Below are 22,213 nucleotides of genomic sequence, written 5' to 3' on the forward strand. Positions count from 1 at the left end.
GCCATAACCGCAGCAGGCGTGGTTTCAGCAACCCGTTGAAAAGGTTCATCACATCTTCAGGATGCGTTGTCGCACAAGGAAGTCAGGTTTCTGGACGGCGATTCAGCGGGGTAGCGGAATACCACTCGCCTCTTTTTGACTCGCCGAATCTTATTTTACCGAAAGCTCTTACGCGTCCGACGCGTCTGAGCCAGTACTACCCTGCAAAAAACCGGAGATACCATGAATAAGAAGGTTTTCACGCTTACAGCTTTGGTTGCCAGCATGATGTTCGGCGCAACGGCACACGCAGCGGACACGCGTATCGGCGTGACCATCTATAAATATGACGACAACTTTATGTCGATGGTACGCAAGGACATCGAGAAAGAAGCCAAAAACCTCGGCGGCGTGCAGCTGCTGATGAATGACTCGCAGAACGACCAGTCCAAGCAGAATGACCAGATTGACGTGCTGATGGCGAAAGGCGTGAAGGCGCTGGCGATTAACCTGGTGGATCCGGCTGCGGCGGCCGTGGTGATCGATAAAGCACGCAGCAATGACGTGCCGGTAGTGTTCTTCAACAAAGAGCCGAACGCAAAAGTGCTGGCCAGCTACGACAAAGCTTACTATGTCGGCACCGACTCTAAAGAGTCCGGCATTATTCAGGGCCAGCTGATTGAGAAACACTGGAAAGCCTCGCCGAACTGGGACCTGAACAAAGATGGTCAGATTCAGTTCGTGCTGCTGAAAGGCGAACCGGGCCATCCGGATGCCGAAGCGCGCACTAAATATGTCATCGATACCCTGAACAAAGACGGCATCAAAACTCAGCAGCTGGCGATGGATACCGCAATGTGGGACACCGCGCAGGCTAAAGACAAGATGGACGCGTGGCTCTCTGGCCCGAACGCTAACAAAATCGAAGTGGTGATCGCTAACAACGACGCCATGGCGATGGGCGCGGTTGAAGCGCTGAAGGCGCATAACAAGACCTCGATTCCTGTGTTCGGCGTCGATGCGCTGCCGGAAGCGCTGGCGCTGGTGAAATCGGGCGCGCTGGCGGGCACCGTGCTGAACGATGCTGAAAACCAGGCGAAAGCGACGCTGGATATGGCGAAAAACCTGGCGGACGGCAAAGCGGCGACCGAAGGTACCAGCTATAAAATTACCGACAAAATCGTCCGCGTACCTTACGTTCCGGTCGATAAAGAGAATCTGTCTCAGTTCCAGAAGTAATCCTGTCCGGGCGCGGCTGAGCCGCGCCCTGTTTTCACTTGACCAACGCTTTTTTTAGCCAGGTAAATTATGGCCAGTGATAATCCGACCGCGCAGCGTGAATATCTGCTGGAAATGACGAATGTGTCAAAATCATTTCCAGGGGTTAAAGCCTTAGATAATGTGAATTTAAAAGTGCGGCCTCACTCCGTTCATGCATTGATGGGTGAAAACGGCGCCGGTAAATCGACATTATTGAAATGCCTGTTTGGTATTTATAAAAAAGATACGGGGAGCATCCTGTTTCAGGGTGAGGAAATAGATTTTAAAAGTTCAAAAGAGGCGCTGGAAAACGGCGTTTCGATGGTGCATCAGGAGCTGAACCTGGTTTTACAGCGCACCGTTATGGACAATATGTGGCTGGGTCGCTATCCGCAAAAAGGCCCTTTCGTCGATCAGGATAAAATGTATCGCGATACCAAAGCGATTTTCGACGAGCTGGATATTGATATCGATCCGCGTGACAAAGTGGCGACGCTCTCTGTCTCGCAGATGCAGATGATTGAAATCGCCAAAGCGTTCTCCTATGACGCCAAAATCGTCATTATGGACGAGCCGACCTCTTCGCTGACGGAAAAAGAGGTGAACCACCTGTTCACCATTATCCGCAAGCTGAAAGATCGCGGCTGCGGCATTGTTTATATCTCGCACAAGATGGAAGAAATTTTCCAGCTGTGCGACGAAATTACTATTCTGCGTGACGGGCAGTGGATCGCCACCCAGCCGCTGGAAGGGCTGGATATGGATAAGATCATCGCCATGATGGTCGGCCGCTCCCTTAACCAGCGCTTTCCCAGCAAAACTAACGTGCCGGGCGAAACCATTCTTGAGGTGCGTAATTTAACGTCGCTGCGTCAGCCGTCGATTCGCGACGTTTCGTTCGATCTGCGTAAAGGGGAGATTCTGGGCATTGCCGGGCTGGTAGGCGCCAAGCGTACCGATATCGTCGAAACTCTGTTTGGTATTCGCGAGAAAGTCAGCGGCACTATTAAGCTGCACGGCAAAGCGATTAATAACCACAGCGCCAACGAAGCCATTAATCACGGGTTTGCGCTGGTGACGGAGGAGCGTCGCTCTACCGGTATTTATGCCTTTCTGGATATCGGGTTTAACTCGTTAATCTCGAATATTAAGAAGTATAAAAACAATATCGGGCTGCTGGACAATAAGCGCATGAAGAGCGATACCCAGTGGGTTATCGACGCCATGCGCGTAAAAACGCCGGGGCACCATACGCAAATTGGATCGCTTTCGGGCGGCAACCAGCAAAAGGTTATTATCGGCCGTTGGCTGCTGACCCAGCCTGAAATACTGATGCTTGACGAACCGACGCGCGGTATTGACGTCGGCGCGAAATTCGAAATCTACCAGCTGATTGCTGAGCTGGCGAAGAAAGAGAAAGGCATCATTATTATCTCTTCCGAAATGCCGGAGCTGTTGGGCATTACCGATCGTATTCTGGTGATGAGCAACGGTCAGGTAGCAGGCATTGTAGATACCAAGACAACCACGCAGAACGAAATATTGCGTTTAGCGTCATTACACCTTTAATGAAGCAAGGGCTGTTAACATGAAAGCGACTACTAAAAAGAATGCGCTAACCTGGCTGAAAGAGGGCGGCATTTATGTCGTTCTGCTGGTTTTACTGGCTATTATTATTTTCCAGGATCCGACATTTTTAAGCCTGATGAACCTGAGTAATATCCTCACCCAGTCTTCGGTGCGTATTATTATCGCGCTGGGCGTGGCGGGGCTGATCGTTACCCAGGGTACCGACCTCTCGGCCGGGCGTCAGGTGGGGCTGGCGGCGGTAGTGGCGGCAACGCTGCTGCAGTCGATGGAAAACGCCAACAAGGTCTTCCCGACGCTGGAAACCGTACCGATTCCGCTGGTTATTCTGGTGGTGTGCGTTATTGGCGGCCTGATCGGTCTGCTGAACGGCGTCATTATCGCCTATCTCAAGGTAACGCCGTTTATTACCACGCTCGGCACCATGATTATCGTGTACGGCATCAACTCGCTCTATTACGATTTTGTCGGCGCGTCGCCGATTGCCGGGTTTGATACGGGCTTCTCAAAGTTCACGCAGGGCTTCTTCCGCTTTGGCGACTTTAAGCTCTCCTATATTACCTTCTACGCCATTATCGCTATCGTTTTCGTCTGGATCCTGTGGAACAAAACCCGCTTCGGCAAAAACATTTTTGCTATCGGCGGCAACCCGGAAGCGGCGAAGGTTTCTGGCGTTAACGTGAACTTTAACCTGATCCTTATCTATGCCCTTTCCGGCGTGTTTTACGCCTTCGGCGGGATGCTGGAAGCGGGCCGTATCGGCAGTGCCACCAACAACCTCGGCTTTATGTATGAGCTGGACGCTATCGCGGCGTGCGTGGTGGGCGGCGTCTCCTTTGCGGGCGGCGTGGGTACGGTAGCGGGCGTGGTGACCGGCGTGATCATCTTTACCGTGATCAACTACGGTCTGACCTATATCGGCGTGAACCCTTACTGGCAGTACATTATCAAGGGCGGCATCATTATCTTCGCCGTGGCGCTGGACTCGCTGAAGTACTCGCGGAAGAAGTAATACTGAAGGAATATTGAAAAAGAGCGACCTGCGGGTCGCTCTTTTTATTTGGCCGGTACCGGTTGGTTGTCAGAGGCTGCGCGGGCGACAGAGGCTGTTCCGCAAAGTCGCTTAAAGCATCCTTGCCCGCTCGGCCCGCGCCTTCCATGGCGCGGGACGCTTTGCTCCACAGCCCCTGTCGCCCGCTGGACAGGCTTCGGAGCTGCCTGAATAAAATGACATCCGCTCTTTCTATTTCTGCGCTTTCTGCTCGCTTTCCAGCAGCTGCTCCGGCGTCACCGCCGGATAGCTCTGCGCATCTTCCGGCACCTCATGCACCGCCGGTATTGGCACCAGCGGGCCAAGGAAGCGCGGCTCGCGCTTCATTACATAGAGATCGGCCAGCGCACCGAGACGTGCGCCCACCTCGCGGAAACGGACGCTGAGCATATTTTTCGGTGAGGGCACCGCATAGCACTGCGCCTGAATACCCATATGCAGGGCGATGAACAGGGCGCGCTCGCAGTGGAACCGCTGGGTGATAATAATAAAATCGTTGGTGTCGAACACCTTGCGCGTGCGCACGATCGAGTCAAGCGTACGGAAACCCGCATAGTCCAGCACGATATCCTGTGGATCGACGCCAGCTTTGATCAGATCGCGACGCATGGTCATGGGTTCGTTATAGCTGCTCATGGCGTTGTCGCCGCTCAGCAGCAGATAGTTGACCTTGCCGCTGTTGTAGGCATTCAGCGCGCCCTGAATGCGATAAAGGTAATACTGGTTATAGACGCCGGTGCGGTAATACTTCGCGGTGCCTAGTACCACGCCAACCTGACGATGCGGCAGCGAGGCGACGTCTTCATAAATATAGGGGGCGGTTTTCCAGCTGATCCAGCGATCCAGGCCGAGCGCGGTCGCCACCACCAGTAAGATGATGAACAGAAGACCAATAAAAACGCGTTTCAACATACGCGTGGGCGCTCGAGGTCAGGAAAATTCGGTGCATCAAGGCTACTTGAGGACCTGCTACGAAGCAAGTTACCGCCGGCTGGCTGATGGATTTTTGCGCGACTGCCGGGCCTGAGACGGCCCGGCGTTGGTCTGTCAGATAGAGGTACGACGATAGTGGCGATACTGCGGCAGCCAGAAGTTATTAGCCACCGCCTGCGACAGCACATCTTCCGACGTGACTACCGCGACGCCAGCCAGCTGCGCGGCTTTGCCGACTTCCATGGCGATAATTTTCGATACGCCCTGAATATCTTTAATCTCCGGCAGCACCGGACCTTCGCCTTCGTTCACCAGCGGCGAACAGTCGGCCAGCGCGCGGCTTGCCGTCATCAGCATTGAGTCGGTAACGCGCGTCGCGCCTGAGGCGATAACGCCCAGACCGATGCCAGGGAAGATATAGGAGTTGTTACACTGCGCGATCGGATAGGTTTTGCCTTTCCAGCTCACCGGCGAGAAGGGGCTGCCGGTCGCTACCAGCGCCGCGCCGTCTGTCCAGGCGATAATATCCGCTGGCGTCGCTTCCACGCGTGATGTCGGGTTGGAGAGCGGCATCACGATGGGTCGCGCGCAGTGTTTGTGCATCTCGCGGATGATCTCTTCGGTAAAGAGCCCCGGCTGGCCGGATACACCGATGAGAATATCGGGACGGGCGTTGCGCACCACGTCAAGCAGCGAGATTGAATCGCTTACGGTATCCCACTCTTTCAGGTTTTCGCTCTTCTGCACCAGCTTGCTCTGGAAGTCGAGCAGGTTAGGCAGTTTGTCGGTCAGCAGGCCGAAGCGATCGACCATCAGCACGCGCGCGCGCGCCTCTTCATCGCTTAATCCTTCAGATTTCATCTGGGCAATGATCTGCTCGGCGATGCCGCAACCGGCGGAACCCGCGCCGAGGAAAACCACTTTCTGCTCGCACAGGCGGCTGCCCGCGGCGCGGCTGGCGGCGATCAGCGTGCCGACGGTCACGGCGGCGGTGCCCTGAATATCGTCATTGAAGCAGCAAATTTCATCGCGATAGCGCTGCAGCAGCGGCATGGCATTTTTCTGCGCAAAGTCTTCAAACTGCAGCAGCACGTTCGGCCAGCGGCGTTTTACCGCCTGGATAAAGTCATTAACGAACGCGTCATACTCTTCGCCGGTAATGCGCGGATGACGCCAGCCCATATAGAGCGGATCGTTAAGCAGCTGCTGGTTGTTCGTACCGGCGTCCAGCACAACCGGCAGCGTATAGGCAGGTGAAATGCCGCCGCAGGCGGTATAGAGCGACAGCTTGCCGATAGGAATGCCCATGCCGCCGATGCCCAAATCGCCGAGGCCGAGAATGCGCTCGCCGTCGGTCACCACAATCACCTTTACGTTCTGCTTGGTGGCGTTTTGCAGCATATCTTCAATATGGGCGCGGTTCGGATAGGAGATAAAGACGCCACGTGCGCGGCGGTAGATCTCGGAGAAGTGTTCGCAGGCCGCGCCGACGGTCGGGGTATAGATAATCGGCATCATCTCTTCGAGATGATTGTCGAGCAGGCGATAGAAAAGGGTTTCGTTGGTGTCCTGAATATTGCGCAGGTAGACGTGCTTATCGTTATTGTTTTTGAAATCCTGGAACTGACGCCAGGCGCGCTCAGCCTGCTCTTCGATACTCTCGACCGCTTCAGGCAGCAGGCCGTTGAGGTTAAATTCGTTGCGCTCTTCCAGCGAGAAGGCGCTGCCTTTATTCAGCAGGGGAAATTCCAGCAGGATCGGGCCAGCGTAGGGGATGTACAGCGGACGCTTACTTTCGTACTCATGTTCCATGAATTGATGCTCCGGTTGCGGTGTTGTCTGGCAAAGCTCAGACGCCAGTCGTTCTTTTTTTGTGTTGCTGGCGCACGATCCTATGAAATTTCTCGCCGATGTACAGCTTTTGTAAATAAAAGATATTGCAATTGTTGAAAAGCGTGTTGCGCGCCTCAGGCTTTGCGCAGCGTGACGCGTGCGAGCTGGGTGCAGCCCAGTGCGGCCAGGGTCGCCTGAGTGGCGGCGAACTGGTTCAGCGTGGCGTTTTCCACTTCAGCCAGCGCTGCCGCCTCGATATTTTCACAGGCTTCGCCCTGCATATTCAGCAGGATCAGCGCGGCCTGTAGCGGCGGCAGGCTCGGGTTATAGGCGGCATTCTCGGCGTAGCGTCCGGTGACTATCGCGCCGCCCGAGGTGCGTAGCGCAATGCCGCTGTGGGAGCCGCTGTAGGGCGCATGGCTCTCGTTAGCGGCCGCGATTGCCGCCTGCGCCAGCGCATCGCCTTCCGCCAGATAGCCGTGGTCCACCTTATCCAGCAGCAGCGTGGTGATGTTCAGGTCGCGTGGGCCGAACGCGTCCGGCAGATAGTCGCCCAGCGTGCTGACGTTACGGCCAGGCAGGCTGATGCGCAGATCGGTGCCGCTGTTGAGTTCGTTCATAAACTGACGACAGTGGCCACACGGCGTGTAGTTGACGGTAACGGCTTCCAGACGGCGCTCGCCGCGTAGCCAGGCGTGCGCGATTGCGCTCTGCTCGCCATGTACCGTTTGCTGCAGCGCCACGCCCGTAAACTCCATATTGGCGCCGAAATACCAGTGGCCGCTGACGCCGCGTGCCACGGCGCCCACGTTGAAGCGCGAGACCGGCACAACTGCACAGGCTGCCGCCAGCGGCAGCAGCGCCAGGGCGAGCGCATCGGCGTCCAGCTGGGTCTGCTGCATCAGCGATGCAACCTGCTCCGGCGTCAGCATCGCCTGAAACTGCGCGTCGTCAAGGATCGGACGCAGCGCGCTTTGCAGGGCCGCGGGCAGCGCGTCGAAGGCGGAGGTGAAACGTGGATGCATGATAGCCTCGTCAATATCAGGCGGCCCATTGCCGCCTGAAGGGTTATATGTGATCTGTATCGCTCTGACAATGCAACAGATTTTCATCGTTTCAACTTTGCGAGATCTATCGCAAAGTTTTAGCCAAAGGCGTGCAGCAGCAGCGGAAAAATAAAGGGCGCCAGCAGTGAGGTAATAATGCCGCACAGCACCAGCGCCAGCGAGCTGAACGCGCCTTCCTGGTAGTCCACCTCCGCCGCGCGCGCCGTACCGAGCGCGTGAGACGCATTGCCGATCGCCAGTCCGCGCGCCGCGCGGGTTTTTATCCCCAGCAGGTTCAGCACCATATGGCCGAATACCGCGCCGAGCACGCCGGCAATCAGCACGCAGATGGCGCTGATAGCGGGAATGCCGTGCAGCGAGGCGGAGACGGCCATCGCAATCGGCGTGGTCACGGATTTAGGCAGAATAGTGGCGGCGATTTCCGGCGTCGCCCCCATCCACAGCGCGATAGCGGTGCCGGAAACCATGGCGGTCAGGCTGCCGATAAAGCAGACGCCGATAAGCGACTTCCAGCGCGCGCGAATTTGATGCATCTGCTCGTAGAGCGGCAGCGCCAGCGCAACGACTGCCGGCTGCAGCAGCTGATTAAGGATCTGGCTGCCGGCGAAATAGCGCGTATAGGGGATGTGCAGCAGCAGCAGCAGCGGGATGATGATCGCCATCGCCACCAGCAGCGGATTGAGTAACGAGATTTTCAGCTTTGCCGCCAGGCGGCGCGCCAGCATAAAGGCGCCGACGCTGAGCGGCAGCGACCACCAGATGTCACTCACCGGGCTTCTCCTGCACGCTTCGCGTATGAATTTTATGGGCGCTCCAGCCGACAATGGTCAGGACAAGAAAGGTGCTGACCACGATAGAGACCACAATCGGACCGAACTGGGCGCTCAGCACGTCGGTGTAGTTCATGATGCCGACGCTGATGGGCACAAACAGCAGCGCCATATAGCGGATCAGCAGATGGCAGCCTGGCTTAACCCAGTCCACGGGAAGGATCTGCGTCGCCAGCAGGGCGAACAGCGTCAGCATGCCAAGGATGCTGCCAGGAATAGTAATCGGCAGCAGTACGGCGATGGCGTTACCCGCATAGAGACAGAGATAGATGATGACGAAGGCGCGTACGTAGCGCCAGCAAAGAGACAGCACGGTGGGCATAGCAGGCTCCTGTTTTCACTGCACAACATAATACGCACTAAGCGTTAAGCGTGCTAGCGATCACACTTACCTTGAGGACGACACTTTTCCTGGCTAATGGCCGCAAACAAGCCAGCAAGCGGGGGAGATGGACCAAAGAGCAAAGCGTCCTGCGGCAGAGACAAAAAAGCAGCGTGTTAGCCCGTTTACGGGCGCACCTCAGAGATGAGGCGCGTAGCCGCGCAGGCGGAGCTGGCAGGGATGCCGTTTTTGGCGTCTGTACGATCGAGCCATGTTCCCCGCGACGGGCACGTTAGCGAAAGCCTAAGGGCGACAATGCTGTCGCCCTTATCCAGCCTGTAACCCTTACTTAACCGGCATACCCGGCTGCGCGCCGCTGTCGACGGAGAGCACAAACAGATCTTTTCCGCCCGGACCGGCTGACAGCACCATGCCTTCCGAAACGCCGAAGCGCATTTTACGCGGCGCGAGGTTGGCGACGATAATCGTCATCTTGCCGATCAAGACCGAAGGATCCGGATAGGCGGCGCGAATGCCGGAGAAAATCTGACGCTTCTCGCCGCCCAGATCGAGTTGCAGACGCAGCAGCTTATCAGAGCCTTCCACCAGTTCGGCGTTTTCAATCAGCGCCACGCGCATATCGACTTTCGCGAAGTCGTCAATAGTAATGGTGTCGCCAATCGGCGCATCCGCCAGCGGGCCAGTGGCCGGTTTGCTGGCCGCTGCGGCATCCTCTTTCGACGCTTCAATCAGCGCGTTAACTTTGGTCATTTCGATACGTCCATAAAGTGCTTTAAACGGCGCTACCTGATGGCTGAGCAGCGGCTGCGGGATAGCGTCCCAGCTTAATTCGCAGTTGAGGAACGCTTCGGCGCGCTCGCTCAGGCTCGGCAGCACCGGCTTCAGCCAGGTCATCAGCACGCGGAACAGGTTGATGCCCATCGAGCAGATCGCCTGCAGATCGGCGTCGCGACCCTCTTCTTTCGCTACCACCCAGGGCGCCTGTTCGTCTACATAGCGGTTCGCCAGATCGGCCAGCGCCATAATTTCGCGAATGGCGCGGCTGAACTCGCGGCTCGCCCAGGCTTCGCCAATCTTCTCAGAGGCGTCGACAAAGGTCTGGTAGAGCGCCGGATCCGCCAGCTCGGCCGATAGCTGGCCGTCAAAGCGTTTGGTCAGGAAGCCGGCGTTGCGTGACGCCAGGTTGACCACCTTGTTAACGATGTCAGCATTTACGCGCTGTACAAAATCTTCCAGGTTGAGGTCGATATCGTCGATGCGCGAGGAGAGCTTGGCGGCATAGTAGTAGCGCAGGCTGTCGGCATCCAGGTGCTGCAGCCAGGTGCTGGCCTTGATAAAGGTGCCGCGCGATTTGGACATTTTGGCGCCGTTTACCGTCACATAGCCATGCACGAACAGATTGTTGGGCTTGCGGAAATCGCTGCCTTCCAGCATTGCCGGCCAGAACAGGCTGTGGAAGTAGACGATATCTTTGCCGATAAAGTGATAAAGCTCAGTGGTGGAATCTTTCTTCCAGAACTCGTCGAAATCGATATCGCCGCGTTTGTCGCACAGGTTTTTAAACGCGCCCATATAGCCGATCGGCGCATCCAGCCAGACGTAAAAATATTTGCCCGGCGCGTCCGGGATCTCAAAGCCGAAGTAGGGCGCGTCGCGTGAGATATCCCACTGCTGCAGCCCAGACTCAAACCACTCCTGCATTTTGTTCGCAACCTGCTCCTGCAGCGCGCCGGAGCGCGTCCAGGCCTGCAGCATGGCGCTGAATGAAGGCAGATCGAAGAAGAAATGCTCAGAGTCGCGCATTTCCGGCGTCGCGCCGGAGACTACCGATTTCGGCTCGATCAGCTCGGTCGGGCTATAGGTCGCGCCGCACACTTCGCAGTTGTCGCCATACTGATCCGGCGATTTACATTTCGGGCAGGTGCCCTTGACGAAACGATCCGGCAGGAACATGCCTTTCTCCGGATCGTACAGCTGAGAGATGGTGCGGTTTTTAATAAAACCGTTCTCTTTCAGGCGGGTGTAAATCAGCTCGGACAGCACGCGATTCTCGTCGCTGTGCGTCGAGTGATAGTTGTCGTAGCTGATGTTGAAACCGGCGAAATCGACCTGATGTTCCTGACTCATTTCGGCGATCATCTGCTCCGGCGAGATGCCTAACTGCTGCGCTTTCAGCATGATCGGCGTACCGTGCGCGTCGTCAGCGCAGATGAAATAGACCTGATTGCCACGCATTCGCTGGTAACGCACCCAAATGTCTGCCTGGATATGCTCGAGCATGTGGCCGAGATGGATCGATCCGTTCGCGTACGGCAGGGCGCACGTTACCATTATTTTTTTAGCGACTTGAGTCATAGTTTGCGTAGCTTTCTGTTGATTGAAAAAACGGGCTTAGATGGTAACTCATGCCCTGGCGGGCGTAAACACAAGGGCGGCCTGGCGTCGACTGTGCCGACATCTGATATGATTGTTGTGTTACCGCTGAACCCAGCGACAGAAAAAATAACAAGGAGTGGGGATGACAGCACAATCCCGGACATCACATTCACCTGAAGCCCTGCGCGCCGTGGTTATGGGCGTGTTAAGCGGCTTCCGGCATCCAACCCTCGATCACAATCTCACCACGCTGAAAGCGCTGCATCATGTGGCGCTGCTGGACGGCAAGCTGCATATCGAACTCGTTATGCCGTTCGCCTGGGCGAGCGCCTTTGAAGAGCTGAAAGCGCAGGCCAGCGCTGAGCTGTTGCGCCTGACCGGCGCGCAGGCGATCGACTGGCGGCTGCGCCACGATATCGCCACGCTGAAGCGCGTCAAAGGCCAGCCCGGCGTTAACGGCGTGAAGAACATTATCGCCGTCAGCTCCGGCAAGGGCGGCGTTGGCAAATCGAGCACTGCCGTCAATATGGCGCTGGCGCTGGCGGCGGAAGGGGCGCGCGTCGGCATTCTCGATGCGGATATCTACGGTCCGTCAGTGCCGAATATGCTGGGCACTGAGCACGAGCGTCCTACCTCGCCGGACGGCACCCATATGGCGCCGATTATGGCGCACGGTCTCGCCACTAACTCTATCGGCTATCTGGTGACGGACGATAACGCGATGGTATGGCGCGGTCCGATGGCGAGTAAGGCGCTGATGCAGCTGCTCAATGAGACGCTGTGGCCAGACCTTGACTATCTGGTGCTTGATATGCCGCCGGGCACCGGCGATATTCAGCTGACGCTGGCGCAAAACGTGCCGGTGACGGGCGCCATTGTCGTCACCACGCCGCAGGATATTGCGCTGATCGACGCGCGAAAAGGCATGGTGATGTTTGAGAAGGTAAACGTGCCGGTGCTGGGCGTCGTGGAGAACATGAGCCTGCATATCTGCAGCCACTGCGGCTTCCATGAGCCGATTTTCGGCACGGGCGGCGCGGAAAAGCTGGTGGCGGATTATCAGACGCAGCTGCTGGCGCAGCTGCCGCTGCATATCAACCTGCGTGAAGATCTGGATGACGGCGAACCGACGGTGATCCGTCGCCCGGAGAGCGAGTTTACCGCGCTCTATCGCCAGCTGGCGGGTCGCGTCGCGGCGCGTCTCTACTGGCAGGGCGAAGTGATCCCCGGCGATATCGCCTTCCGCGCGCTGTAGGCCAGCGTACCGCTGGCGTCGCGTCAGGACGCCAGCGGAAAGTGCATCAGCACATATTTTCCCTGCTCGCTCTCGCCTTGCGCGATCATCTTCCAGCCGTGCTTAAGATAGAACGCCTGCGCCGCCTTGTTCATCAGCAGACACTTCAGCGCACCGGTGCTGGTAAAGCGCGCCTGCACTTTCTCCAGCAGCGCGGCGCCGACGCCGCGGCCCTGATAAGCGGGATCGACATACAGGCTATGGAGAAAATTATCATTCTCCAGCACGCCGGCAAAACCGACGCGATGCCCCTCAAGCTCGGCGACCCAGACGGTCTCTCCCAGGATCACACTGTCAAAATCTTCCAGCTGCCAGTGGCTGTCGTCAAGCCAGCGCCAGTTATGGCGGCGCGCAGCCAGAAACAGGGTTCTCAGAAACGGACGATCGGCTTCGGTATAAGAACGGATCAGCACGGATAAACTCCCTTAACGCCTTTTCTACAAAACTAGCAGTTCTGCCGTGAAAAGATAAACGACGTTAAATCAATGTGCTTTGCGTGTAGAATGCCGGGGCGGCGTCAATAGCGGTGCGGCTTGCCGCGTTTGATAGCTTTCGTTTATCTGATTGATAACGACTGCATATTAGAAGTTGGCCCGAAAATTTTGTAACGTACATCACATCTTTTAGCGGAGGACTTCAGATGTCTATCATCAATACCAAAATTAAACCGTTCAAAAACGCTGCGTTTAAAAACGGCGAATTCATCGACGTAACTGAGAAAGACGTTGAAGGTAAATGGAGTGTATTCTTCTTTTATCCAGCTGATTTCACCTTCGTTTGCCCGACTGAACTGGGTGATGTGGCTGACCACTACGAAGAATTCCAGAAACTGGGCGTAGATATCTACTCTGTTTCTACCGACACCCACTTTACCCACAAAGCCTGGCACGGTTCTTCTGAAACCATCGCGAAAATCAAGTATGCCATGATCGGCGACCCGACTGGCGCGCTGACCCGCAACTTCGAAATCATGCGCGAAGCTGAAGGTCTGGCTGACCGCGGTACTTTCATCGTTGACCCGGAAGGCATCATCCAGGCAATCGAAATCACTGCTGAAGGTATCGGCCGCGACGCGTCTGACCTGCTGCGTAAAGTGAAAGCTGCTCAGTATGTCGCTTCTCACCCAGGCGAAGTTTGCCCGGCTAAATGGAAAGAAGGCGACGCAACTCTGGCTCCGTCTCTGGACCTGGTTGGCAAAATCTAATTTCTGTACCGGCTTTTCGATCTTCTCTATCGGGTGCTACGGCACCCGATTTCTTCTGACAGGAACTCACTATGCTCGACACCAACTTAAAAACCCAGCTCAAGGCCTACCTTGAGAAATTAACCAGGCCTGTTGAGTTGATCGCCACCCTGGACGATGGCGCCAAATCAGCGGAAATTCGCGATTTGCTGGCGGATATCGCGAGCCTGTCTGAAAAAGTCAGCTTCCGCGAAGAGAACGATCGTCCGGTGCGTAAACCCTCTTTTCTGATCACCAACCCTGGCTCGCACAGCGGCCCGCGCTTTGCCGGTTCGCCAATGGGTCACGAATTTACCTCGCTGGTGCTGGCGCTGCTGCAGACCGGCGGTCATCCGTCGAAAGAGACGCAGAGCCTGCTCGACCAGGTTGCGTCGCTGGATAGCGACCTGCATTTCGAAACTTACTACTCGCTCTCATGCCACAACTGCCCTGACGTAGTACAGGCGCTGAACCTGATGGCGATTATTAATCCGCGCGTCTCGCACACGGCGATTGACGGCGGCATGTTCCAGAATGAAATTACCGAGCGCAACGTGATGGGCGTTCCGGCAGTCTACCTGAACGGCAAAGAGTTCGGTCAGGGTCGTATGAGCCTCGCCGAAATCGTCGGTAAGGTCGACACCAACGCGGACAAACGCGCAGCGGAAGAGCTGAACAAGCGCGACGCCTATGAAGTGCTGATCGTCGGCAGCGGCCCGGCGGGCGCGGCAGCGGCGATTTACTCAGCGCGTAAAGGTATCCGCACTGGCCTGATGGGCGAGCGTTTCGGTGGCCAGGTGCTCGACACCGTGGATATCGAAAACTATATCTCCGTACAGAAAACCGAAGGCGCTAAGCTGGCTGGTTCGCTGCGCGCCCACGTTGACGACTACGACGTTGATGTGATCGACACCCAGAGCGCGATCAAGCTGATCCCGGCGGCGAAAGAGGGCGGCCTGCATGCGATTGAAACCGCGTCAGGCGCGGTGCTGAAATCACGCAGCATCATCATCGCCACCGGCGCGCGCTGGCGTAACATGGGCGTACCGGGCGAAGAGCAGTACCGCACCAAAGGCGTTACCTACTGCCCGCACTGCGACGGTCCGCTGTTTAAAGGCAAACGCGTTGCGGTTATCGGCGGCGGCAACTCCGGCGTTGAAGCGGCTATCGATCTGGCGGGTATCGTCGAGCACGTTACGCTGCTGGAATTTGCTGGCGAAATGCGCGCCGACCAGGTGCTGCAGAACAAACTGCGCAGCCTGAAAAACGTCGACGTGATCCTTAACGCGCAGACCACGGAAGTGAAAGGCGACGGCAGCAAAGTGACCGGTCTTGCCTATATCGATCGCAACAGCCAGACGGCGCACGATATCGCGCTGAGCGGCATCTTCGTGCAGATTGGCCTGCTGCCGAACACCACCTGGCTGGAAGGCGCGGTAGAGCGCAATAAAATGGGCGAGATCCTGATCGATGCTAAATGCGAAACCAGCCTGAAAGGCGTATTCGCGGCGGGCGACTGCACCACGGTGCCCTACAAGCAGATTATCATCGCCAGCGGCGAAGGCGCTAAAGCCTCACTGAGCGCTTTTGACTACCTGATCCGCACCAAACCGGCTGAATAAGTTTAATTTTTTGCGATAGCCACGCAACGGCCCCGTGATTTCTGTCTCGGGGCCTTTTTTTAATAGCCCGCCATCGACATCAGCATCATCCACACCGGTGTTGTCACCGCCGCAAACAGGGTAGAAAAGAGCATGCTGGCCGCCGCGGGACCTGTCAGCACGTTAAACTTCTGCGACATCAGGTAGACATTCACGCCCACCGCCATCGATCCCAGCAGGACCACGACCCGGCTTTCCAGCGGCGGAAGGTGCACCAGCCAGGCGATCGCCCAGATCGTCATCGGCTGTAAAATCAGCTTGAACAAACAGATGGTATAGCTTTCACGCAGACCGTCGCGCACGCGGTAGTGCGCCAGACTCATGCCGAGCGTTACCAGCGACAGCGGCGCGGCAATGGAGCCGAGCATACGCAGCGGTTCGGCGGCGATAGTTGGCAGCGGCTGTTTTAAAAAGCTCCACGCGGTGCCGCTGAGGATGCCGATAATGAGCGGATTTTTCGCCACGCTGAGCAGCGTATGACCGATGCCTTTTAGCGAGAAGCTACCCTGTTTCGCCCACTCCACGGAGAGCGTCAGCAGCGTCCAGAGGATAAGGCTGTTGAACACCAGCACCAGCGCTACCGAAGGCAGCGCCTGCGGGCCGAGCAGCACCGTCGCCACTGGAATACCCAGCATCACGTTGTTGGAGAAGATGCCACCGAGCGCGAAAACCGTACCTGCAACGCCGTCGAGCTTAAACAGACGCGCGCCCACGATACGCCCGAGGATAAAAATCAGCAGGCAGCTGCCGAAAAAGGCCAGCAGCAGCCGCACATCCACCGGCGGGCTTTTATAGAAGTCGCTCATAACGCGGAACAGCATGCAGGGCAGGGCAACGTTAAACACGAAGCGGTTCATGCCTTCGCTGATGGTTATCGGCCATTTGCCGATGCGCGTCAGGGCATAGCCAAGGAGAATCAAAATAAACAGCGGAGCGGAAAGGTAAATCTGATGGGTAAGCGTATCAAGCAAGCTGGGCATGGCACGTCTGTTTTCTGCATCGGGTAACATCAGCCTAACATGACGTTGCCAAAAGCGTCACCTTGCAACAGGCTCTTTAACCCAGCCAGCGTCGCGCCTGCGCATCGCTGATATCACGGTAATAGATGCGATGAATAATTTCATCGCAATGTCGACAGCGGGCGGAAATAAAAGTAGAGAAAAAGGATCGGCCGTTGGGCGCAACGGCGTAAGCGCGAGAAATATGAATATCCTGCCAGCGGTGGCAATGCGGAATAAACGGAAAAAACGTCATTTTGCTTTCCTGAGCCTGGCGGCGATTGAATGAATATATTTAATACATTGATAATTATAATTATTATTCACTGTCTCAGGCAGGTGGGGTTTATGCGGCAGACAGGGCAGCCTGGCGAAAGCAGAGGTTTCGCTCGCGGTTTCCTGATCTCTATTCCCGGCTCGCTAATATTTAATAAAATATTTTGCTGGCAGCCGCTTAATTTAAAACCCGCAGCATTAAGCCCTTTTTTTCTTCCAGGCTGGTTGATCGAGATCATGCTGAACTACGCTAACTGGTAATACCTCTTTAGAGGTAGCTATATTGCTTTCGCTGGCCGCCTCTCTTATGCTGCTGGCGTACCATTCGACTCGGGGTGCCCTTCTGCGTGAAGGCTGAGAAATACCCGTATTACCTGATCTGGATAATGCCAGCGTAGGGCCACCGTCAAAGACGTAAATGTAACCCGTTTTTATTAAAAACAACGGGTTACTTATCTCTCATTGCTCTCTAATTTTCACTGAGGTCAAATGAGGGTGACATTATGAGGTATAAATCTCTTCGTTATACGTTTCAGCGTTCGAATACGTATTACATCCAATTCCGTTTCTCTGACGGTAAATCTTTCAAACGTAGCCTCGACACTGATAGCTATCGTGTTGCCAGCGCGATGATGGCTTCGCTGATTCCTCTGGTTCCATTTGTCCAAGATCAAACTCTTGCACTGACAGATTTCACAAAACGCATTGATGCAATCAAATCCTCACTAGCAGGGGATTTGAAAAGTGTCCTTTCGTTTGCAGGTGGTAAATCAAAGTCTGAGAAAGCTGTGAAGCCTAAAGAGGTAAAGTCGGGTTTGTCACTCGTCAAAGCCTGGGAAATGTATAAGGCGGCGAAAGGAACTAAATGGAGTCGTGGAATTGCACAGGCCAATGAGCGCTTCATGGAGGTTTTGTTTGTTGTGCTGGGCAAGGAGAAGGATGTAATCACGGTCAACAAACATGACATCAAGCAAGTAATGGAAGTAGTTGAAAATCTGCCTAAGCGTGTAGTGCAGCCATACCGCTCTATGACGCTGGAACAATTGATAGCGCTTGAAGACGTTCCAGAGGCTGATCTTGTTGGTGATGAGGCGATGCATAAGCATCTGAAGATCTACAAAAGCCTGTTCAAAACCTTCCTTACTGATGACAAGGGAATACTTGAAAAGAGTCCTACAGACGGCATTTCCGCTTCAGCCTCTAAAGCACGTTATGGCGCTTACTCTGCATCTGAGATGAGGAAGTTTGTTCAGTGGGCTATTGGGCAGCCGGAGGGCTGGGAGAAATGGATCATGCTGCTGCTTGCTTACACGGGGTGCAGAAGAGGTGAAATAGCCACATTACGTAAGCAGCAAATCAAGTATGACGAAGATAGCAAACGTCACTACCTTCTTATTGCTGAAAATGGGCAGGGCAAGACAGACAATGCTACCCGTAGAGTTGTAATACACTTGCACCTGATTGAATGGGGCTTCTTGGACTTTGTAGCGCAATCTGATGATGTTCTTTTCCCTGATGTCTCAGGAAGCAACATGACGAAGATAGGTAAGACGTTTTCTGATGTCAGAGATCAACTTGGTATTCCTTATCTTGATGATCACCAGCAAAGAAGGTTACTTCATTCAATGCGCCACGCTGTAGCCACAACCTCAATGGCGGGTTGGGTGAAAAACGTTGCTCACCTACAAGCTACATTAGGGCATCAAATGACAGGGATCGGAGTTACCAAACGATATTTACACTCATTCCCATTATCAGCGATTCATTACGTGATTGATGGGTTAGATTGGAGCTAAACTTAAAGGGCTAAAGTTACTCCAGACTCACTTATAGTGAGTTTCGTCTATACGCCAATTGCAATAAATCTCGTCTAGATTAACTTCGCTTGTGGCGGGATTTTGCTATTACCTCCACCTACCCGGGATATTTTGACGCCCCCTTCCGAACACACACGCAAAGCGTTAAGCCGCGCAAAACCCCGCCGCCAAAATGAACAGGTCGAACCAGCCAAATATCTGAAGGTGAACATTTCTCTTTAGGGTATACCTCAAAAATAGTTATGAGAATGGTCTCATTAGGGTGTTATTTTCACCTTATTGACTACGAAAAATGAGATGCGTATCATTAGGGTCACTTAGATGAACCTTTGAGAGACTTTATGGTTAATACATTGATTTATGCTCGTGCGTCTACTGCTGGACAGAACAGCTCTCGTGCGCTGCCTTCACTGCGTGAGTTCGCTGGTGCTCGTGGTTGGCACGTTAGTGGTGAGTATGTGGAGAATGCTTCAGGTGCAAAGCTGGCACGTCCAGAACTGGATAAGCTACTGTCAGATAGTAAAGCTGGTGATGTGCTGCTGGTGGAGAGTATCGACCGCCTGAGCCGTCTTGAGGCTACACAGTGGGAAGTGTTGAAGCGTAACATCCAGGATAAGGGACTGTTGCTGGTGGTGATGGATTTGCCTACTTCGTGGAATATGCTTCAGGGTGAAATGACCCCGGTGATCGCTGGTGTGTTGAAAGCCGTCAACTCTATGCTGATAGACATTCTGGCGACTATGGCACGTCAGGACTATGAGACACGCCGCGCACGTCAGGCGCAAGGGATTGCTAAGGCTAAAGAAGCTGGCGTTTATGCTGGTAAGCCGAAGGATGAGGAAGCGCGTGAAATGGTTCGAGATCTGCTGGAGAAGGGCGTAGGACCTGCACGTATTATGAAAGCTGCTGGTATTAGCCGTGCCACTTACTACCGAATCAAAAAAGAGTTGGCTGTGAATGAAAAAGATTCCCGGACAACCAGATAAGGATTGCTAGTCCGGGGTGCCCCCAGTAAGGCAATGTTCACACAGCAAGAAGGGAAATCACCGCGAATAGATTTCCCTCCCAACATAGCTTCCTGCCATGCTAACGGCACTATCTCATTATTTCACAATACTTTCAGGCGTTTTTTTATGTTCTTTTGCCTTTCTGCAAACTCATGACGCAGATCATCTTTTAATACCGCTTCAATGAAGGCTAACTGCTTTTCATTAAATTCCCAGCCATCCAGTTTTTGAGCTTCCACTTCTTTTAGTTTGTTGCCCAATACAGTATGCACAAAGCTCCCCCCATGCCAGTGAACAAAAAAGTAAAAGAAGTAACCACGTCAATCTCCGTGACATTGAACCTTTGTAAAATCATACAAGATGAGAATTATCTCATAAGATCATAAATGGACCTGGCTTTAGGATTAGTCCTAGATCTTTTTGTAGAAGATTTGACGTTAAAGCTGGGAGTTATAGCTCATAAGCGAGCTAAGAAAAGTAACCGGCAACGTATAAGGAGTAACACGAAGCCGGGGCCTGGAGTGGCAAGGGCGGCTTAAGCCACCGACGTTGGTATCACGAGGAAGATTCAAAATCCTCGGCACTAAATCATTATAACAATAAAACATAACTTATACATTTAAATTATTAAAAATACCTCTTTTGAGGTAATCAACTAAGGGCGGTGCACCTGCCGTAAATCATCTGCCAAAGTGCAAGGCCACGCCTTAAAATCCCAACTCTCCAATGTCCAGGCTGTTCGCCATTTCACAACAAACCATTCCCAACTTTGACTGATGCTGTTTGCGTCAACTTGTTCGCGTTGCTCGTCCGATAGCTTACGCTCTCCGCTCACATAATCTTCGAAGTTGTCCTGATGGATCAGGTAGCCCGGTGAGTATTCAATGAAGGGCGTCCCATCAATACGGCGGGGGCACGGTATTTGCTTCTCTCTGGCTTTCTCAGGCGCTTTCGGTTGTTCTTGTATGTTGATGTTATCTAACTTGTTTAGATCGTTTCTGATGGCGCTGATGCGACTTGCTGCATCTGCGTTCAGGTATTCGCTTGCGCGTTGGTTGTAGTCTTTACGTTGTCCCATTGAGCCTCCGGGCAGTTATTGGCGCTGCGGCTGTATGCCGAGGATTAGTTGCGACCGTTGATTATTAAAATTAAAACTAAGTAGTGGTATGACCAGCGGTCAAACTGCGGTATGAAAAAGCTGTTTTGAATAAAACTTTTGAAGATGAAATGTTGTTAAGCAAAGCGGTAATCTGAAGGCACAATCCCATACTGGAGAAACGTAAAGCTGTCTGACTGCCATTGCGCCACTCTGATAAAAAGATCCTGCCAGATGCTTTCTGCGGTGCCTGCTGGCAACTTCTTATTAGCCTGAACAAAGGCTCTTGGAACGATGCTATTTTGTTTGTGAGGGTTCGCTGCGTCTGCCAGACTAGACAGGAGGTTTTCTTGATCTGCATCCATTGTTGACAGTTGGGTGTGATAGGGTGGATAGGCCAGGAAGTAGTTGTATCCTCCACGGCACAGCGCATAACCTTCCTTAACCAGCGATTGAGCATACCGCTGTTGTTGACTGCCTGACGGGTAAAGCTGTGCGAATCGAATCAGTTCGCGCAGATAAACTTCTGCTACTTTCTTCTCCGGGTAAACCGGGAGTGCTTCCCTGTGGTCGGACGATTCAAGGCGTTTCCCCGTGGCTTTGTTGTAACGGGTGATTTCTTGTTCTAAGTGGTTCATATCGTGTTCCTCATTCTCAGTGTATGGCTCGCCAAAGTGCTCGCGTATCTGCACCATGACTTCTTTGTTATGTAATTGGGAAGCAATCTCCAGTAATCGAAAGAACGGGAGATTCTCCAGATTGGGGATTTTTGCCTTTAAAGACTTGTAGGTGATTTCTTTTTTACCGCGCTCAACGCCTGATGCACGAAGAAACTCCTCCCAGATACCTTGTTCAGTAAGGTATGTGCGGATTTTGGCTCTGATGCTGCTGTCGCTTGTGTTGGCGTCAATACGGTATGGCATCTTGAGGTATCCGGCTGCAATGCTGACGCCATGACCCTGAACAGGCATTGCTGCCTGTGCTGCACGGTTATTGCTGGCTGGTGCAACAAAGAGATTGTTTGGGTGAAGTGTGCCGATCCTGCCTTTTACTTTCTTGCCGGGGTAGATGTGGCAAATGTCATAGTTGAAACCATCCTTCGCATACGGCAAACGCGATTGTTTCCATCTCACCAGATGGAACAGGGCAAGCATTTCTGCTTTGGTGGCTGGAAGGATTTCGACTGTTTTACTTCGCTTGCATTGCTTCACCAGCCAGTCTGATACACCTGAACGAAAGAAGGCAGACTCCAGATCTTCAAGTGGTGTCTCTGATTGTTTGGTTGATGTTTTGGATGATTTTGTTGGTTGTTTTCTTGATGCTGCTTTCCGGCAATTGACGCTGCAATAGACTGCTGTGGAACGTTGAGGCTGAAACTCAACTCCACACTGTTTGCAATGAATGTTCATACACTCCTTGTGAAATAGATTAAGGGGTAATGTCGTGACTGATGTCACTCCAAAGAATACCTGTGAAACAGGCCTTAGCGTGACATATTCTTACCCCTGCTAGATCATCATTCTTTTTGGGGTAAAACCCAGTAATGACGCGGGTTTAGAGGTCATTAATTGCTGTTCAAAAAA

General features: G+C 53.9%; 20 protein-coding genes and 1 riboswitch. Of the genes, 8 read left to right on the plus strand and 12 right to left on the minus strand.

The annotated features are described in order from the left end of the window. The first annotated feature begins 222 nt into the window (after positions 1-222). From mglB to mglC, 3 genes are all read left to right on the plus strand, one after another. Positions 223-1,218 carry a galactose/glucose ABC transporter substrate-binding protein MglB gene (gene mglB, locus D7S44_RS06615; RefSeq protein WP_120453196.1) on the plus strand — a complete coding sequence of 332 codons (996 nt, stop codon included), beginning with the start codon at positions 223-225 and terminating at the stop codon, positions 1,216-1,218. Between the two features lie 69 nt (positions 1,219-1,287). Next, positions 1,288-2,808: a galactose/methyl galactoside ABC transporter ATP-binding protein MglA gene (gene mglA, locus D7S44_RS06620; protein WP_120453198.1), complete on the plus strand. Its 1,521-nt coding sequence runs from the start codon at positions 1,288-1,290 to the stop codon at positions 2,806-2,808. 19 nt (positions 2,809-2,827) lie between these two features. Next, positions 2,828-3,838: a galactose/methyl galactoside ABC transporter permease MglC gene (gene mglC, locus D7S44_RS06625; RefSeq protein WP_120453200.1), complete on the plus strand. Its 1,011-nt coding sequence runs from the start codon at positions 2,828-2,830 to the stop codon at positions 3,836-3,838. 231 nt (positions 3,839-4,069) lie between these two features. On the opposite strand, the gene sanA is transcribed toward mglC, so the two are convergent. From sanA to metG, 6 genes are all read right to left on the minus strand, one after another. After that, positions 4,070-4,789 carry an outer membrane permeability protein SanA gene (gene sanA / locus D7S44_RS06630; RefSeq protein WP_120453202.1) on the minus strand — a complete coding sequence of 240 codons (720 nt, stop codon included), beginning with the start codon at positions 4,787-4,789 and terminating at the stop codon, positions 4,070-4,072. A gap of 135 nt (positions 4,790-4,924) precedes the next feature. Then, positions 4,925-6,622, minus strand: coding sequence for an NAD-dependent malic enzyme (locus D7S44_RS06635; protein ID WP_120453203.1), 1,698 nt, complete (start codon positions 6,620-6,622; stop codon positions 4,925-4,927). 155 nt (positions 6,623-6,777) lie between these two features. After that, a complete protein-coding gene (gene cdd, locus D7S44_RS06640; protein ID WP_120453205.1) occupies positions 6,778-7,668 on the minus strand; it encodes a cytidine deaminase in 891 nt (296 codons plus the stop codon). 119 nt (positions 7,669-7,787) lie between these two features. Next, positions 7,788-8,480 carry a CidB/LrgB family autolysis modulator gene (locus D7S44_RS06645; protein ID WP_120453207.1) on the minus strand — a complete coding sequence of 231 codons (693 nt, stop codon included), beginning with the start codon at positions 8,478-8,480 and terminating at the stop codon, positions 7,788-7,790. Next, positions 8,473-8,862 (minus strand): CidA/LrgA family protein, encoded by a 390-nt coding sequence (locus D7S44_RS06650; protein WP_120453208.1) that lies wholly within the window; start codon positions 8,860-8,862, stop codon positions 8,473-8,475. Before D7S44_RS06650 ends, D7S44_RS06645 begins: the two co-directional genes overlap by 8 nt. A gap of 345 nt (positions 8,863-9,207) precedes the next feature. Beyond that, positions 9,208-11,238, minus strand: coding sequence for a methionine--tRNA ligase (gene metG, locus D7S44_RS06660; RefSeq protein ID WP_120453212.1), 2,031 nt, complete (start codon positions 11,236-11,238; stop codon positions 9,208-9,210). Between the two features lie 163 nt (positions 11,239-11,401). Here metG and apbC point away from each other — a divergent pair, with 163 nt between their 5' ends. Beyond that, a complete protein-coding gene (apbC, locus tag D7S44_RS06665; protein ID WP_120453213.1) occupies positions 11,402-12,514 on the plus strand; it encodes an iron-sulfur cluster carrier protein ApbC in 1,113 nt (370 codons plus the stop codon). Positions 12,515-12,537: 23 nt separating this feature from the next. Here the strand turns inward: apbC and D7S44_RS06670 are convergent, their stop codons facing one another. Next, entirely contained in the window at positions 12,538-12,966 is a 429-nt protein-coding gene (locus D7S44_RS06670; RefSeq protein WP_120453215.1) for a GNAT family N-acetyltransferase, read from the minus strand. A gap of 227 nt (positions 12,967-13,193) precedes the next feature. Between D7S44_RS06670 and ahpC the strand changes: the two genes are divergently transcribed. Both ahpC and ahpF read left to right on the plus strand, forming a co-directional pair. Beyond that, entirely contained in the window at positions 13,194-13,757 is a 564-nt protein-coding gene (ahpC, locus tag D7S44_RS06675; protein ID WP_120453217.1) for an alkyl hydroperoxide reductase subunit C, read from the plus strand. Positions 13,758-13,828: 71 nt separating this feature from the next. Then, complete coding sequence (gene ahpF / locus D7S44_RS06680) at positions 13,829-15,397, plus strand: alkyl hydroperoxide reductase subunit F (RefSeq protein WP_120453219.1); 1,569 nt, start codon at positions 13,829-13,831, stop codon at positions 15,395-15,397. 59 nt (positions 15,398-15,456) lie between these two features. Here ahpF and D7S44_RS06685 read toward each other — a convergent pair whose 3' ends face one another. Together D7S44_RS06685 and D7S44_RS06690 are read right to left on the minus strand one after the other, a co-directional pair. Continuing rightward, positions 15,457-16,416, minus strand: a complete 960-nt coding sequence (locus D7S44_RS06685) for an AEC family transporter (RefSeq protein ID WP_120453221.1) — start codon at positions 16,414-16,416, stop codon at positions 15,457-15,459. A 76-nt stretch (positions 16,417-16,492) separates the two neighbouring features. Beyond that, a complete protein-coding gene (locus D7S44_RS06690) occupies positions 16,493-16,690 on the minus strand; it encodes a hypothetical protein (protein WP_120453223.1) in 198 nt (65 codons plus the stop codon). Between the two features lie 341 nt (positions 16,691-17,031). Beyond that, positions 17,032-17,128: riboswitch (TPP riboswitch) on the plus strand. A gap of 85 nt (positions 17,129-17,213) precedes the next feature. Between D7S44_RS06690 and D7S44_RS06700 the strand changes: the two genes are divergently transcribed. Both D7S44_RS06700 and D7S44_RS06705 read left to right on the plus strand, forming a co-directional pair. Continuing rightward, positions 17,214-18,506: a tyrosine-type recombinase/integrase gene (locus D7S44_RS06700; RefSeq protein WP_120453226.1), complete on the plus strand. Its 1,293-nt coding sequence runs from the start codon at positions 17,214-17,216 to the stop codon at positions 18,504-18,506. 362 nt (positions 18,507-18,868) lie between these two features. Next, positions 18,869-19,513 carry a recombinase family protein gene (locus D7S44_RS06705; RefSeq protein ID WP_120454176.1) on the plus strand — a complete coding sequence of 215 codons (645 nt, stop codon included), beginning with the start codon at positions 18,869-18,871 and terminating at the stop codon, positions 19,511-19,513. A 122-nt stretch (positions 19,514-19,635) separates the two neighbouring features. Here D7S44_RS06705 and D7S44_RS23455 read toward each other — a convergent pair whose 3' ends face one another. The 3 genes from D7S44_RS23455 to D7S44_RS06715 form a co-directional block, all read right to left on the minus strand. After that, positions 19,636-19,806 (minus strand): hypothetical protein, encoded by a 171-nt coding sequence (locus D7S44_RS23455; protein WP_158591219.1) that lies wholly within the window; start codon positions 19,804-19,806, stop codon positions 19,636-19,638. A gap of 383 nt (positions 19,807-20,189) precedes the next feature. Continuing rightward, positions 20,190-20,612 carry a hypothetical protein gene (locus tag D7S44_RS06710; protein ID WP_120453228.1) on the minus strand — a complete coding sequence of 141 codons (423 nt, stop codon included), beginning with the start codon at positions 20,610-20,612 and terminating at the stop codon, positions 20,190-20,192. A 155-nt stretch (positions 20,613-20,767) separates the two neighbouring features. After that, positions 20,768-22,039 (minus strand): hypothetical protein, encoded by a 1,272-nt coding sequence (locus D7S44_RS06715; protein ID WP_147402084.1) that lies wholly within the window; start codon positions 22,037-22,039, stop codon positions 20,768-20,770. Between the last annotated feature and the right edge of the window lie 174 nt (positions 22,040-22,213).

The sequence above is a fragment of the Pantoea piersonii genome (assembly GCF_003612015.1).
Classification (GTDB): Bacteria; Pseudomonadota; Gammaproteobacteria; order Enterobacterales; family Enterobacteriaceae; genus Pantoea; species Pantoea piersonii.